Origin of the sequence: Streptomyces sp. NRRL B-1140 (assembly GCF_001280065.1) — a bacterium.
Taxonomy (GTDB): Bacteria; Actinomycetota; Actinomycetes; order Streptomycetales; family Streptomycetaceae; genus Streptomyces.
In genome coordinates, this window is record NZ_LGEA01000090.1 from 15,354 (window position 1) to 30,052 (window position 14,699).

The 14,699-nt window shown below is 70.0% G+C and carries 9 protein-coding genes; 6 read left to right on the forward strand and 3 right to left on the reverse strand.

Going from position 1 to position 14,699, the window contains the following annotated elements:
* Window positions 1-68 precede the first annotated feature (68 nt).
* Window positions 69-764, forward strand: a complete 696-nt coding sequence (hpf, locus tag ADK65_RS10985) for a ribosome hibernation-promoting factor, HPF/YfiA family (RefSeq protein ID WP_053669788.1) — start codon at window positions 69-71, stop codon at window positions 762-764.
* A 205-nt stretch (window positions 765-969) separates the two neighbouring features.
* A complete protein-coding gene (locus tag ADK65_RS10990; protein ID WP_053669789.1) occupies window positions 970-1,716 on the forward strand; it encodes a response regulator in 747 nt (248 codons plus the stop codon).
* 9 nt (window positions 1,717-1,725) lie between these two features.
* Here ADK65_RS10990 and ADK65_RS10995 read toward each other — a convergent pair whose 3' ends face one another.
* On the reverse strand, window positions 1,726-2,898 hold the full coding sequence (locus tag ADK65_RS10995) for a winged helix-turn-helix domain-containing protein (protein ID WP_053669790.1): 1,173 nt from the start codon (window positions 2,896-2,898) through the stop codon (window positions 1,726-1,728).
* A gap of 48 nt (window positions 2,899-2,946) precedes the next feature.
* The gene (locus ADK65_RS11000) at window positions 2,947-3,534 is read right to left on the reverse strand and encodes a GNAT family N-acetyltransferase (RefSeq protein ID WP_053669948.1); all 588 of its coding nucleotides are present in this window, start codon (window positions 3,532-3,534) and stop codon (window positions 2,947-2,949) included.
* A gap of 280 nt (window positions 3,535-3,814) precedes the next feature.
* Between ADK65_RS11000 and secA the strand changes: the two genes are divergently transcribed.
* The gene (secA, locus tag ADK65_RS11005) at window positions 3,815-6,661 is read left to right on the forward strand and encodes a preprotein translocase subunit SecA (protein ID WP_053669791.1); all 2,847 of its coding nucleotides are present in this window, start codon (window positions 3,815-3,817) and stop codon (window positions 6,659-6,661) included.
* Between the two features lie 122 nt (window positions 6,662-6,783).
* Here secA and ADK65_RS39765 read toward each other — a convergent pair whose 3' ends face one another.
* Window positions 6,784-7,137: an Rv3235 family protein gene (locus ADK65_RS39765; protein WP_324614261.1), complete on the reverse strand. Its 354-nt coding sequence runs from the start codon at window positions 7,135-7,137 to the stop codon at window positions 6,784-6,786.
* 875 nt (window positions 7,138-8,012) lie between these two features.
* Here ADK65_RS39765 and ADK65_RS11015 point away from each other — a divergent pair.
* From ADK65_RS11015 to ADK65_RS11025, 3 genes are all read left to right on the forward strand, one after another.
* A complete protein-coding gene (locus tag ADK65_RS11015) occupies window positions 8,013-8,513 on the forward strand; it encodes a DUF6912 family protein (RefSeq protein ID WP_053669793.1) in 501 nt (166 codons plus the stop codon).
* A gap of 68 nt (window positions 8,514-8,581) precedes the next feature.
* Entirely contained in the window at window positions 8,582-9,247 is a 666-nt protein-coding gene (locus tag ADK65_RS11020) for an HAD family hydrolase (protein WP_053669794.1), read from the forward strand.
* A 458-nt stretch (window positions 9,248-9,705) separates the two neighbouring features.
* Entirely contained in the window at window positions 9,706-14,658 is a 4,953-nt protein-coding gene (locus ADK65_RS11025; protein WP_053669795.1) for an NAD-glutamate dehydrogenase, read from the forward strand.
* Window positions 14,659-14,699: the final 41 nt, after the last annotated feature.

Consider the following 14,699-nt stretch of genomic DNA (forward strand, 5'->3'; position numbering starts at 1 on the left):
CACCGGAGCCTGGTGCAAAAGGGAGACGCTCCGCATCGAAGCGGAGCGATCCGGGAACGGAGTTCTGCGTGGACATCGTCGTCAAGGGCCGCAAGACCGAGGTGCCCGAGCGGTTCCGGAAGCACGTGGCCGAGAAGCTGAAGCTGGAGAAGATCCAGAAGCTCGATGGCAAGGTGATCAGCCTCGACGTCGAGGTGTCCAAGGAGCCCAACCCCCGGCAGGCCGACCGCTGTGACCGAGTGGAGATCACGCTCCGCTCCCGCGGCCCGGTGATCCGGGCGGAGGCAGCGGCGAGCGATCCGTACGCGGCGCTCGACCTGGCGGCGGAAAAGCTGGAAGCCCGGCTGCGCAGGCAGCACGACAAGCGGTATTCGCGCCGTGGTGCGCGCCGGATCCCGGCCGCCGAGGTCGCCGACCACGTCCCGGGTGTGGCGACGCTCAACGGAAACGGCCTGGTGCCGGCCTCCGAGGAGGAGCCCGAGGCCGTACCGACGAAGAAGATCGGCTCGCTGGAAGTGCAGGGTGACGGCCCCATCGTCGTCCGGGAGAAGACGCACGTCGCAGCCCCCATGACCCTCGACCAGGCTCTCTACGAGATGGAGCTGGTCGGGCACGACTTCTATCTGTTCGTCGACTCCGAGACCAAGGAACCGAGTGTCGTCTACCGACGGCACGCCTACGACTACGGCGTGATCCACCTCAGCACGGACACGATGGTCACACAGGCGCACTCGTCCGACGCGGGCGGTGCGCTCGGCGGCTGACCATGCCGGGTGACAGCGGAACAGGTGCCCCTGGAGCGCGTGTGCGCCCCCAGGGGCACCTCCGTGCGACCACTTCGCGCCCCGCTTGGGCACTCCGGTGCCGTCCAGGCATGAAATCATGATGACCACGGCCCAACCGGTGGGTCGTTGCTCTGGGTTGGCGATGGCTCAGGACTTCAGGCCACAGCCTTCAGGGGGAGGAACGATGGCGGACAGCTTCGGACCGATGCGTGACGAGGATGCCGACGACGGCGTCGTCGGCATGGGCCCGGACTCGGGGACTCCCCGCAAGGAACCGATCAGAGTCCTCGTGGTGGACGACCACGCCTTGTTCCGCCGTGGCCTGGAGATCGTGCTCGCCGCCGAGGAGGACATCCAGGTCGTCGGGGAGGCGGGCGACGGCGCCGAGGCTGTGGAGAAGGCCGCCGACCTGCTGCCCGACATCGTCCTGATGGACGTGCGGATGCCCAAGCGGGGCGGGATCGAGGCGTGCACTTCCATCAAGGAGGTGGCGCCCAGCGCCAAGATCATCATGTTGACGATCAGCGACGAGGAAGCCGATCTCTACGACGCCATCAAGGCGGGCGCGACCGGCTATCTCCTCAAGGAGATCTCCACGGACGAGGTGGCCACCGCCATCCGCGCGGTGGCCGACGGGCAGTCGCAGATCAGCCCGTCCATGGCGTCGAAACTCCTCACCGAGTTCAAGTCGATGATCCAGCGCACGGACGAACGGCGCCTGGTGCCCGCACCGCGTCTGACCGACCGTGAACTCGAAGTCCTCAAGCTCGTCGCCACGGGGATGAACAACCGGGACATCGCCAAGGAGTTGTTCATCTCCGAGAACACCGTGAAGAACCACGTCCGCAACATCCTGGAGAAGCTGCAACTGCACTCCAGGATGGAAGCGGTGGTCTACGCGATGCGGGAGAAGATCCTCGAGATCCGCTAGGGGCCGCTCTCAGCCGAGAGCGTGCGCGAGTTCCTTCGCCAGGGGCTCGCGCAGGCCCGGGGCGTCGACCCGTTCCACGCGGACGTCCGTGCAGTCCACCCAGGTCGCCGCCTCCGCCAGGGCCTGGGCGACGGCGGGGATCGCCTTGGGGCCGTCGAGCGTGACCTGCTTGGCCACCAGGGTGCGGCCCTCGCGGGCCGGGTCCACGCGGCCGACCAGACGGCCCCCGGCCAGCACCGGCATCGCGAAGTAGCCGTACACCCGCTTCTGTTTGGGGACGTAGGCCTCCAGGCGGTGTGTGAAGCCGAAGATCCGCTCGGTGCGTGACCGCTCCCAGATCAGGGAGTCGAAGGGCGACAGGAGCGTGGTGCGGTGGCGCCCGCGCGGGGGCGTCTCCAGGGCTTCGGGGTCGGCCCAGGCCGGCTTGCCCCAGCCCTCGACGACGACCGGGATCAGGCCCGAATCGGCGATCACCGCGTCGACCTGCTCGCCCTTGAGACGGTGGTAGTCGGCGATGTCCGCGCGCGTACCCACCCCCAGGGAGCGGCCGGCCAGACGGACCAGGCGGCGCAGGCACTCTGTGTCGTCCAGCTCGTCGTGCAGCAGCTCCTGGGGGACGGCGCGCTCGGCGAGGTCGTAGAGGCGCTTCCAGCCGCGGCGCTCCACGCAGACCACCTCGCCGTACATCAGGGCGCGTTCGACGGCGACCTTGGAGCCGGACCAGTCCCACCAGTCGTTCGTCTTCTTCGCGCCGCCCAGCTCCGTCGCCGTGAGGGGACCTTCGGCGCGGAGCTGCTTGATGACCTGGTCGTAGGCGCCGTCGGGGAGGTCGTGGTTCCAGTGCGGGCGGTTGCGGTAGGCGCGGCGGCGGAAGGCGAAGTGGGGCCACTCCTCGATGGGCAGGATGCACGCGGCGTGCGACCAGTACTCGAAGGAGTGCGTGTCCCGCCAGTAGGCGTCCTCCACCGTCTTCCGGCCCACCGCGCCCAGCCGGGCGTACGGGACGAGTTCGTGGGAGCGGGCCAGGACCGAGATGGTGTCGAGCTGTATCGCGCCCAGATGGCGGAGGACGCCGCGGACGCCGGCGCGGCGGTCGGGCACACCGAGGAAGCCCTGGGCGCGGAGCGCGATTCTGCGGGCCTCGTCGGCGGAGAGCTCTGCGGTGGGGCGCGGGGTGGTCATGGTCGCAGAGTAGGGGGTGGGACTGACAAGGCGGTGTGACCTGCGGATCTACCCGGGCGGCCGAGACGGGCGGGGCGCCGGCAGGTAGGGGGCCGTCGACGGGAGGCCCAGGTCCGAGGGGAGCAGGGAGCCCACCCAGGTGTCGTGGCGTACTCCCTTGTTGTTCGTGGCGGAGCGCAGCGTGCCCTCGATCGTGAAGCCCGCTCGCTCGGCCACCGCGCGGGAGGCCCGGTTGCCCACGGCCGCCCGCCATTCGACGCGGTCGAGCGCGGCATGGGTGAAGGACCAGCGGCAGACGGCGAGGGCGGCCTCGGTGACGTAGCCGTTGTCGCGGTGCCGCTTCGCGGCCCAGAAGCCGATCTCGCCCATGCCCAGGGCGCGCATCGTGATGCCGATCATGCCCGCCAGTTCCCCTGAGTGCAGGAAAACTCCGAAGGTGAACATGGAGCCGTCCGCCCAGCCGTCCGGGACGAGTTGTTCCGTGAAGCTTCGGGCGTGCTCGCGCAGGTAGGGCGAGGGGATCGTGGTCCAGCGCTGGATGTCGGGGTCCTGGCAGGCGTCGTACACCGCGTCGATGTCCTGCGGGCCCACCGTGCGCAGCAGGAGGCGGTCCGTGGTGAGGGTGACGGGGTCCATCGGCCGATTCTGCTCGGCGGCGGGCCACGGTGCCATCTTTTTGCTCTGGGTGAGGCGGCGGTCACGCTTTGTGCAAACGAGTGGGGAGGTGCGGCACTATCCGGGGGTGCCGCACGTTGTCCCCTTTGAAGCAGACGTGAATCAGAATCGAAGCAGCGGACGGTCGCCGTCACGGCAGGCCCTCCCGGCGCGGTGGGGTCCTCGCATACGATGGCCGTTGCTCAGTAAGTCAAGTGGTAACCGACCGTCCCAGGCCCGACCGGCAAGGAGACCAACCCCCGTGTCCGTCCTCTCGAAGCTCATGCGTGCAGGCGAAGGCAAGATCCTGCGCAAGCTGCACCGCATCGCGGACCAGGTCAACTCCATCGAAGAGGACTTCGTCGACCTCTCCGACGCCGAGCTGCGCGCCCTCACCGATGAGTACAAGCAGCGCTACGCCGACGGCGAGACCCTGGACGACCTGCTGCCCGAGGCATTCGCCACCGTCCGCGAGGCCGCCAAGCGCGTCCTCGGCCAGCGTCACTACGACGTGCAGATGATGGGCGGCGCGGCCCTGCACATGGGCTACGTGGCCGAGATGAAGACCGGTGAGGGCAAGACCCTCGTCGGCACGCTGCCGGCGTATCTGAACGCCCTGTCCGGCAAGGGCGTCCACATCATCACGGTCAACGACTACCTGGCCGAGCGCGACTCCGAGATGATGGGCCGCGTCCACCGGTTCCTGGGCCTCGAGGTCGGCTGCATCCTCGCCAACATGACGCCGGCTCAGCGCCGCGAGCAGTACGCCTGCGACATCACGTACGGCACGAACAACGAGTTCGGCTTCGACTACCTGCGCGACAACATGGCGTGGTCCCAGGACGAGCTCGTCCAGCGCGGCCACAACTTCGCCATCGTCGACGAGGTCGACTCCATCCTCATCGACGAGGCCCGTACGCCGCTGATCATCTCCGGCCCGGCCGACCAGGCCACCAAGTGGTACGGGGACTTCGCCAAGCTGGTGAAGCGCCTCAAGCGCGGTGAGGCCGGCCAGCCGCTCAAGGGCATCGAGGAGACCGGCGACTACGACGTCGACGAGAAGAAGCGCACGGTCGCCATCCACGAGTCCGGTGTCGCCAAGGTCGAGGACTGGCTGGGCATCGACAACCTCTACGAGTCGGTGAACACCCCTCTGGTGGGCTACCTGAACAACGCCATCAAGGCCAAGGAGCTCTTCAAGAAGGACAAGGACTACGTCATCATCGACGACGAGGTCATGATCGTCGACGAGCACACCGGACGTATCCTCGCGGGCCGCCGTTACAACGAGGGCATGCACCAGGCCATCGAGGCGAAGGAAGCGGTGCCGATCAAGGACGAGAACCAGACGCTCGCCACGATCACCCTGCAGAACTTCTTCCGCCTCTACAAGCGCCACGACCACAACGGCAAGGAGCAGCCGGGCCTGTCGGGCATGACCGGTACGGCCATGACCGAGGCCGCGGAGTTCCACCAGATCTACAAGCTCGGCGTGGTGCCGATCCCGACCAACCGGCCGATGGTCCGCAAGGACCAGTCGGACCTGATCTACCGCACCGAGGTCGCCAAGTTCGAGGCGGTCGTCGACGACATCGAGGACAAGCACCGCAAGGGGCAGCCGATCCTCGTCGGCACCACTTCCGTCGAGAAGTCCGAGTACCTCTCGCAGCAGCTCAGCAAGCGCGGCATCCAGCACGAGGTGCTCAACGCCAAGCAGCACGACCGGGAGGCGACGATCGTCGCCCAGGCCGGCCGCAAGGGCGCCGTCACGGTGGCCACCAACATGGCCGGCCGTGGTACGGACATCAAGCTCGGCGGCAACCCCGAGGACCTCGCCGAGGCGGAGCTGCGCCAGCGCGGCCTCGACCCGGAGGAGCACATCGAGGAGTGGGCGCACGCCCTGCCCGAGGCGCTCAAGCGGGCCGAGAAGGCCGTCCAGAACGAGAAGGACGAGGTCGAGAAGCTCGGCGGGCTCTACGTCCTGGGCACCGAGCGGCACGAGTCGCGGCGCATCGACAACCAGCTGCGCGGTCGTTCCGGCAGGCAGGGCGACCCGGGCGAGTCCCGCTTCTACCTCTCCCTCGGCGACGACCTGATGCGGCTGTTCAAGGCCCAGATGGTCGAGCGCGTGATGTCGATGGCGAACGTCCCCGACGACGTGCCGATCGAGAACAAGATGGTCACGCGCGCGATCGCCTCCGCCCAGTCGCAGGTCGAGCAGCAGAACTTCGAGACGCGCAAGAACGTCCTCAAGTACGACGAGGTCCTCAACCGCCAGCGTGAGGTCATCTACGGCGAGCGCCGCCGCGTCCTGGAGGGCGAGGACCTGCACGAGCAGGTGCAGCACTTCATGGACGACACCATCGACGCGTACGTCCAGGCCGAGACCGCCGAGGGCTTCCCCGAGGACTGGGACCTCGACCGGCTGTGGGGTGCCTTCAAGCAGCTCTACCCGTGCAGCGTCACGATCGAGGAGCTGGAGGAGGCGGCCGGTGACCGGGCGGGCCTGACCGCCGAGTTCATCGGCGACTCCATCAAGGACGACATCCACGAGCAGTACGAGGCGCGTGAGAGCCAGCTCGGCTCCGAGATCATGCGTGAGCTGGAGCGCCGGGTCGTGCTGTCGGTCCTGGACCGCAAGTGGCGCGAGCACCTCTACGAGATGGACTACCTCCAGGAGGGCATCGGCCTGCGCGCCATGGCGCAGAAGGACCCGCTGGTCGAGTACCAGCGTGAGGGCTTCGACATGTTCACCGCCATGATGGAGGGCATCAAGGAGGAGTCCGTCGGCTACCTGTTCAACCTGGAGGTTCAGGTCGAGCAGCAGGTCGAGGAGGTTCCGGTCGAGGACACCAAGCCGGTGGCCGACCTGGAGAAGCACGACGCGGTGCCGGCGCAGGCGGGTTCCCGTCCGGAGATCCGTGCCAAGGGGCTCGACGTCCCGCAGCGGCGCAACCTCCACTTCTCCGCGCCGACCGTCGACGGCGAGGGCGGCACCATCGAGGGCGACTTCACCGAGGACGGCGAGCCGGTGCGCTCCGAGGCCGACGGCCTGACGCGTGCGGAGCGGCGCAAGCAGGCGCGCGGCCGGGGGCGTCGCAAGAAGTGACGGTTGCCGCGTAGCGGCTGAGGGGCCGGGCACCTGCGGGTGTCCGGCCCCTCGTCATGAGCGGGGGACCGCGGGGCGGTGACCGCTGCACAGGCACCTGCTTCCCGGGGTCCCGACAGGCCTCAGTCGCACTCCGGGCGGGGCGGACGCGGGCCGCCGAGTTCCACCGCCGTGCAGCGCCAGCGGAGGTCCTGGCCGAGTTCCAGACGGAAGGCCATGGCGCGCAGCCGGTCGCCGGCACCGATCCGGGCGAAGGCCTCGATGGCGCCCGACCGGGGTTCGTACCAGCCGATGTCACGGACGACGGGGCGGGCGCCGCGGGTGCGCAAGGGGCCGCGCTCGGCCAGCCAGGCCAGCTCGTCGTAGGCGCGGCCGCGAGTGTGGCGGAGCATCGAGTGGACGGGCCGGTGGCCGCTCAGGACGGCGACGAGGAGGTCGGCGAAGACGTCGGTGGGCAGGAGCCGGGGGACCGCCACGTGACCTGGGCCCGGGGCCGGGGGCCGTGGGGCGGTCTCGGTGGAGGCGGTGGTGTTGGGGAGGGCCGGGGAGCCGGCTGGTTCCGGGGCCCGACGCGGGGCTGTGCGGGTCGCGGAGCGAGACGGTGGACGCGTGTCCGCCGGGCGGGTGCGGGAGGCCCTGGCGCGGCCGGAGGCCGGCGGACGTCCGCCGGCGGCCGGGGGCCGGGCAGGTCCGTTGCCGGGAGAGCGCGGAGGTGCGGAACCGCCGGAAAGCGGGGGCGGTGCGGAGGCGGTGCCGACGGGGGCGTGCGGTGCGGCGTGCCCGGAGGCGAGGGGCGGGCTGCCGGGATTGCGTGTGGGGCTGCCCGGAGTGCCGGGCGCGGTGCGCACGGCAGGGCGGTGCGCCGGGCCGCCGGGAGTGCGGGGAGAGGTGTCGGCGGGGGCGTGAGATGCCGTGGCCGGTGGCCGGGGTGCCGTGGTCGTGGCCGTACGGCGGGTGTCGGTGGGGGGCGACGGGTGGGTGGCCGGGCGGTGGTGGGTTCTGGTCATGACCTTGTGCATGGGGGGTCCCCGTTTCGTGGGTCCGGTGAGTACCAGGGAGTAACTTCAGGTCGGTGATCTTGTACGGGGCGGACCGGGGGCGCGGCAAGGAAGAGCGGATCGGGTCGCGGCGGCGGGAAGGTTCACCTATCCGGGTGGTCTCGGGGTGGGGAGCCCTTGGCTGCCGGGGGCGTCCCGGGTGAATTCGGGGCCGCGCGTGGACGCGTCCGGCGTCACGGGGCGGGGCTCGAAAGGGGACGCCCCGCACGTATCCTGAACACCTTCGAGCCGTGCCGAGTCCTCCGGCCATGACCACGCGACCACGACCATCACGACCACGAAAGCGGCCAGCCATGCGTGTCTACGTGCCCCTGACCCTCCCCGGCCTCGCCGAGGCGTACAAGACGGGCGAGCTGGGGAGCGGGCCGTTCGCCGCCCACGCCGTGACGCCGGGGCTGCGCGAGTGGTACGCCTCGGACGACATCGAGGAGCTGGAGTACGCGGCGCTCGGCCGGGCCGCGCTGGCCTCGCTGCGCCTTCTGGCGGCCGAGCCCGGGGCGCCGCGGCGCCGGGTCGTGATCGCCGTCGACGTCGCCGACCGGGCCGTGAGCGCGGACGGCCGCGAGGAGCCGGGTGAGGTGCGGGTCGCGGGCCCGGTGCCGCTCGGCAAAGCGGCGTCGGTGCACGTCGACGCCACGGACGCCCAGGCCGATGTGACGGCGGCCGCCGAGGCGCTGCCGGCGGCGGACGGCGGGGACGACGACGCGCAGTCCGTCGTGGACGGGGCGGAGGACCACGAGCTGCTGTGGTTCGCCACCCAGGAGATCGCGAACCTGGTGGCACGCGGGGACTGAACCGTCGCCGGGGGCGCGTCGATGCACCGCTCTCTTGATTGTCAGTGGGGGCGGGTACGTTTTCGGGCATGGGGATGAAGACGGGCGCGCACATCGTCTGGGACTGGAACGGCACCCTGTTCCACGACAACGACGCGATCATCGGGGCGACGAACGCGGCCTTCGCCGAGCTGGGCCTGGAGCCGCTGACGCTGGAGAAGTACCGGGAGCTGTACTGCGTACCGGTGCCGAAGTTCTACGAGCGGCTGATGGGGAGGCTGCCCACCGAGGCCGAGTGGGAGGCCATGGACGACGTCTTCCACCGGTACTACGCCGAGCACCGGACATCGTGCGGGCTGACGGTGGGGGCCGCGGAGCTGCTGGCCGGATGGCGCTCGGCGGGCCGCAGCCAGTCGATCCTGAGCATGTACGTGCACGAGGAGCTGGTTCCGCTGGTGCGGGGGTTCGGCATCGAGCCGCACTTCATACGGGTGGACGGGCGGACCGGGCCGTCGGGGGGCAGCAAGGCCGAGCACATGGTGCGGCACCTGGCGTCGCTGAGCGGGGTGGCGCCGGAGCGGACCGTGGTGATCGGGGACGCCGCGGACGACGCGGTGGCGGCGCTGCACGTCGGGGCCCGTGCCGTGCTGTACACCGGCGGATCGCACAGCAGAGTGAGCCTGGAAGCCGTCGGCGTTCCTGTCGTGGACACGCTGGAGGAAGCGGTCGCGGAGGCGGAGCGGCTCGCGGCGTGACCGGCCTTCCGGACCGGAACCCGTAGCAGCACTGTGCAGAACGTCAAACTTCCACGGCTGGTTTTGTACACATACGGCTCATGACGGAGCCCCTGTGAGGAGCGATAGCCTTGGTGGCGTGATCAGCGCGATAGTTCGCGGGGACGCCGTCGTCCCTGCCCTGCGCCCGGAGAGCACGGACGACATCCGTGACCGGGCGGCAGTCGCTGGTCCTCGCGGGCGGGACGTGCCATCCAGGGCTCCCGGGACGCCAAGCACCATCCGTATCCGGGCGTCGCAGAGAGCAGCGTCACACCGGTGGCGCAGCTCAAAATTGGCTCAGACACCCCCGCTCATCTCGCCTAGCGGCATAGCGTCGGAACAGACCGGATACCCCGTGTCACGACGTGAGGCCGTCAGCGCGGAGGCCGTACTTCCTTCTACGTCACGCAACGGCGCGCGACAGGAGCCAGAGGACAATGCAGACCAAGCTGGACGAAGCCAAGGCCGAGTTGCTCGAGAGGGCCGCCCGGGTAGCTGAGAACAGCCCGGTCGGGGGGCACCTACCGACCGGGTCGACGGGCGAGGAGACCCCGGACGCCCAGAAGGCCCCGGACCGCGAGACCCTCCACACGTTCCTCCAGCGTTACTACCTGCACACGGCCCCGGAGGACCTCACCGACCGCGACCCGGTCGACGTCTTCGGAGCTGCCGTATCGCACTACCGGCTGGCCGAGAACCGCCCCCAGGGCACGGCCAACGTGCGGGTGCACACCCCCACCGTGGAAGAGAACGGGTGGACCTGCAGCCACTCGGTCGTCGAGGTCGTCACCGACGACATGCCCTTCCTCGTCGACTCCGTCACCAACGAGCTGACGCGCCAGGGGCGTGGGATCCACGTCGTCATCCACCCGCAGTTCGTCGTGCGGCGCGATGTCACCGGCAAGCTCATCGAGGTGCTGTCGACCCCGGCGACCGGAGACCTCCCGCACGACGCGCACGTCGAGTCCTGGATCCACGTCGAGATCGACCGCGAGACCGACCGGGCCGATCTGAAGCAGATCACCGCCGACCTGCTGCGCGTGCTGTCCGACGCCCGTGAGGCCGTCGAGGACTGGGGCAAGATGCGGGAAGCGGCGATCCGGCTGGCGGAGGGGCTGCCGGACGAGCCCATTCCCAGTGACCTGCCCGGACCGCAGGTCGAGGAGGCCCGCGAGCTGCTGCGCTGGCTCTCCGACGACCACTTCACCTTCCTCGGCTACCGCGAGTACCAGCTGCGCGACGACGACTCGCTGGCCGCCGTGCCCGGCACCGGGCTCGGCATACTGCGCGCGGACCCGCACCACGCGGCCGAGGAGAGCCACCCGGTCAGCCCCTCCTTCGAGCGACTGCCCGCCGACGCCCGGGCCAAGGCGCGCGAGCACAAGCTGCTCGTACTGACCAAGGCCAACAGCCGGGCGACCGTGCACCGCCCGTCGTACCTGGACTACATCGGGGTCAAGAAGTTCGACGCGGACGGCAACGTCATCGGCGAGCGGCGCTTCCTCGGGCTGTTCTCCTCCGCCGCCTACACCGAGTCCGTGCGCCGCGTCCCGGTCATCCGGCGCAAGGTCGAGGAGGTCCTGAAGCAGGCGGGGTTCTCGCCCAACAGCCACGACGGGCGCGACCTGCTGCAGATCCTGGAGACGTACCCCCGCGACGAGCTGTTCCAGACCCCGGTCGACGAGCTGCGGTCGATCGTCACGTCCGTCCTCTACCTCCAGGAGCGCAGGCGCCTCAGGCTCTACCTGCGCCAGGACGAGTACGGGCGCTACTACTCCGCCCTCGTCTACCTCCCGCGCGACCGGTACACCACCGCCGTCCGCCTGCGGATCATCGAGATCCTGAAGGAGGAGCTCGGCGGCATCAGCGTCGACTTCACCGCCTGGAACACCGAGTCGATCCTGTCCCGGCTGCACTTCGTGGTCCGGGTCCCGCAGGGCACCGAGCTGCCGGAGCTGTCCGACTCCGACAAGGAGCGCATCGAGGCCCGGCTGGTGGAGGCCGCCCGCTCCTGGGAGGACGCCTTCGCCGAGGCGCTCAACGCCGAACTCGGCGAGGAGCACGCCGCCGAAGCGCTGCGCCGGTACGCGCACGCCTTCCCCGAGGGCTACAAGGCCGACCACAACCCGCGTGCCGCGGTCGCCGACCTCGTCCACCTCGAACAGCTGAACGCCGAGGCGGACAAGGACTTCTCGCTCAGCCTGTACGAGCCGGTCGGCGCCGCCCCCGAGGAGCGCCGCTTCAAGATCTACCGCACCGGCGACGCCATCTCCCTCTCCGCCGTCCTGCCGGTCCTCAACCGGCTCGGCGTCGAGGTCGTCGACGAGCGGCCCTACGAGCTGCGCTGCTCGGACCGCAGCGTGGCCTGGATCTACGACTTCGGTCTGCGCATGCCCCGCGCGAACGGCGGCGGCGACTACTTCGGCGACGACGCCCGCGAGCGCTTCCAGGACGCCTTCGCCGCCACCTGGACCGGCAAGGCGGAGAACGACGGCTTCAACGCGCTCGTGCTCAGCGCCGGGCTGACCTGGCGCCAGGCGATGGTGCTGCGGGCGTACGCGAAGTACCTGCGCCAGGCGGCGTCGACGTTCAGCCAGGACTACATGGAGGACACCCTCCGCAACAACGTCCACACCACCCGTCTGCTCGTCTCCCTGTTCGAGGCGCGGATGTCGCCGGACCGGCAGCGCGCCGGGCACGAGATCGTGGACGCGCTGCTGGAAGAGGTCGACGCGGCCCTCGACCAGGTGGCCTCGCTCGACGAGGACCGGATCCTCAGGTCCTTCCTGACCGTCATCAAGGCGACGCTGCGGACCAACTTCTTCCAGGAGGCGGCCGGCGGCAAGCCGCACGACTACGTCTCCATGAAGTTCGACCCGCAGGCCATCCCCGACCTGCCGGCGCCGCGCCCGGCGTTCGAGATCTGGGTGTACTCGCCCCGGGTCGAGGGCGTGCACCTGCGCTTCGGCAAGGTCGCGCGCGGTGGTCTGCGCTGGTCCGACCGGCGTGAGGACTTCCGGACCGAGATCCTCGGCCTGGTCAAGGCGCAGATGGTGAAGAACACCGTCATCGTGCCGGTCGGCGCCAAGGGCGGTTTCGTCGCCAAGCAGCTGCCCGACCCGAGCGTGGACCGGGACGCGTGGATGGCCGAGGGCGTCGCCAGCTACAAGACGTTCATCTCGGCGCTGCTCGACATCACCGACAACATGGTCGCGGGCGATGTCGTGCCCCCGGCCGACGTCGTCCGGCACGACGAGGACGACACCTACCTCGTCGTCGCCGCCGACAAGGGCACCGCCACCTTCTCCGACATCGCCAACGGAGTCGCGGAGAACTACAACTTCTGGCTCGGCGACGCCTTCGCCTCCGGCGGCTCCGCCGGTTACGATCACAAGGGCATGGGCATCACCGCCCGCGGCGCCTGGGAGTCCGTCAAGCGGCACTTCCGGGAGCTGGGCGTGGACACCCAGACCGAGGACTTCACGGTCGTGGGCATCGGCGACATGTCCGGTGACGTGTTCGGCAACGGCATGCTGCTCTCCGAGCACATCCGCCTGGTCGCGGCCTTCGACCACCGGCACATCTTCATCGACCCGACCCCGGACGCCGCCACCTCCTACGCCGAGCGCCGCCGCCTGTTCGAGCTGCCCCGCTCCAGCTGGGAGGACTACAACACCGAGCTGCTGTCGGCCGGCGGCGGGATCTTCCCGCGCACGGCCAAGGCGATCCCGGTCAACGCCCACATCCGCGAGGCCCTCGGCATCGAGGCCAAGGTCACCAAGCTGACCCCGGCCGACCTGATGAAGGCGATCCTCCACGCGCCGGTCGACCTGCTGTGGAACGGCGGCATCGGCACGTACGTCAAGTCCTCCGCCGAGTCCAACGCGGACGTCGGAGACAAGGCCAACGACGCCATCCGCGTCGACGGCAAGGACCTGCGCGTCAAGGTCGTCGGCGAGGGCGGCAACCTCGGCCTGACCCAGCTCGGCCGGATCGAGTTCGCGCTGCAGGGCGGCCGGATCAACACCGACGCCATCGACAACAGCGCGGGCGTGGACACCTCCGACCACGAGGTGAACATCAAGATCCTGCTCAACGGCCTGGTGCGGGACGGCGACATGACCGTCAAGCAGCGCAACAAGCTGCTCGCCGAGATGACCGACGAGGTCGGCCGCCTGGTGCTGCGCAACAACTACGCGCAGAACACGGCGATCGCCAACGCCCTCGCCCAGTCCAGCGCCATGCTCCACGCCCAGCAGCGCTTCATGAAGCACCTGGTGCGGGAGGGACACCTCGACCGGGCGCTGGAGTTCCTGCCCACCGACCGGCAGATCCGCGAGCGGCTCGCCCAGGGCCAGGGCCTGACCGGCCCGGAGACGGCCGTCCTGCTGGCGTACACGAAGATCACGGTCGCCGAGGAGCTGCTGCACACCTCGCTGCCGGACGACCCGTACCTGAGCACCCTGCTGCACGCGTACTTCCCGAAGGAACTGCGCGAGCAGTACCCCGATCACCTCGTCTGCCACCCGCTGCGCCGTGAGATCACCACGACCGTGCTGGTCAACGACACGGTGAACACGGGCGGTACGACGTACCTGCACCGGCTGCGCGAGGAGACCGGCGCGTCGCTGGAGGAGATCGTGCGGGCGCAGACCGCGGCCCGGGCGATCTTCCGCCAGTCCCCGGTGTGGGACGGGGTCGAGGCGCTCGACAACAAGGTCGAGGCCGAGGTCCAGACCCGCATCCGGCTGCACGCACGCCGCCTGGTGGAGCGCGGCACGCGCTGGCTGCTCAACAACCGGCCGCAGCCACTGGAGCTCGCCGGGACGGTCGACTTCTTCGCCGACCGGGTCGAGCAGGTCTGGGGGCAGCTGCCGAAGCTGCTGCGCGGCGCCGACCTGGAGTGGTACCAGAAGATCCACGACGAGCTGACGGGCGCGGGCGTCCCGGAGGACCTCGCCACCCGCGTGGCGGGCTTCTCCTCGGCCTTCCCGACGCTCGACATCGTCTCGATCGCCGACCGCATGGGCCGGGAGCCGCTGGACGTCGCCGAGGTCTACTACGACCTCGCCGACCGGCTGCGCATCACCCAGCTCATGGACCGCATCATCGAGCTGCCCCGCGCCGACCGCTGGCAGTCCATGGCCCGCGCGGCGATCCGCGAGGACCTGTACGCGGCGCACGCGGCGCTGACCGCGGACGTCCTGGCGGCGGGCGACGGCACGTCCACGCCGGAGCAGCGGTACAAGGCGTGGGAGCAGAAGAACGCGGCGATCCTCGGCCGGGCCCGCAGCACGCTGGAGGAGATCCAGAGCTCCGACGCGTTCGACCTCGCCAACCTGTCGGTGGCGATGCGCACGATGAGGACGCTGCTGCGGACGCACTCGTAGGGCGTACGGCGTGAGGGGCGCCCCGGGCCGGTCTCCGGCCC

Excerpts from the sequence above, each read along its gene's own strand:
- ADK65_RS10990 (WP_053669789.1), top strand. The coding sequence starts at position 970 with ATGGCGGACAGCTTCGGACCGATGCGTGACGAGGATGCCGACGACGGC.
- ADK65_RS10995 (WP_053669790.1), bottom strand. The coding sequence starts at position 2,898 with ATGACCACCCCGCGCCCCACCGCAGAGCTCTCCGCCGACGAGGCCCGC.
- ADK65_RS11000 (WP_053669948.1), bottom strand. The coding sequence starts at position 3,534 with ATGGACCCCGTCACCCTCACCACGGACCGCCTCCTGCTGCGCACGGTG.
- ADK65_RS11015 (WP_053669793.1), top strand. The coding sequence starts at position 8,013 with ATGCGTGTCTACGTGCCCCTGACCCTCCCCGGCCTCGCCGAGGCGTAC.
- ADK65_RS11020 (WP_053669794.1), top strand. The coding sequence starts at position 8,582 with ATGGGGATGAAGACGGGCGCGCACATCGTCTGGGACTGGAACGGCACC.
- ADK65_RS11025 (WP_053669795.1), top strand. The coding sequence starts at position 9,706 with ATGCAGACCAAGCTGGACGAAGCCAAGGCCGAGTTGCTCGAGAGGGCC.